Source organism: Candidatus Symbiopectobacterium sp. NZEC135, assembly GCF_025962695.1.
Genome location: NZ_JAGFPF010001570.1, coordinates 1 through 507, shown reverse-complemented (window position 1 = coordinate 507; position 507 = coordinate 1). Strand labels below are relative to the sequence as shown.

1 protein-coding gene is annotated in these 507 nt (G+C 56.6%); it reads left to right on the top strand.

All coding sequences use genetic code 11. From position 1 onward, the window contains the following. Positions 1-453: aminotransferase class I/II-fold pyridoxal phosphate-dependent enzyme (locus tag J5224_RS35425; RefSeq protein ID WP_264629440.1), on the top strand; the 453-nt coding region annotated here is incomplete at its 5' end. Between the last annotated feature and the right edge of the window lie 54 nt (positions 454-507).

Genomic DNA, 507 nt, shown 5'->3' with positions numbered 1-507 from the left:
CGCTATCTGGAGCGCGTGCTGCACACCAAATACACCAGCACAGGCTATGCCGTTACCCATACCCAGTTAGCCGTGGCGGAGTTTATTCGTCAGGGCCACTATCAGCCCCATGTACGCCGGATGCGCGCCTACTACAAAAGCAATCTTGATACGTTCACCTGCTGGGTGCGGCGCTATTTTCCCTGCGGGATTTGGGTTAGCCGACCGCAGGGCGGGTTTATGATGTGGATTGAGTTTCCGGAAACCTTCGATACGTTGCGACTCAACAGCCTGCTGCGCCAGTCCGGTATCCAGATAGCCTCCGGATCGTTGTTCTCTGCGTCGGGTAAATATCGCAACTGTATGCGCGTGCACTACGGTCTGCCGTTAACCGATGAAATGCAGCAGATGCTACGCGTGATTGGGGAGCAGGCGGAACACCTGCTGCATGAAGATACGTTGAGCGGCCACTAAGCGCGTGCCGAAGAAGGACCGATACAGGGCGATAGGGCCACCCTGTATCGGCAG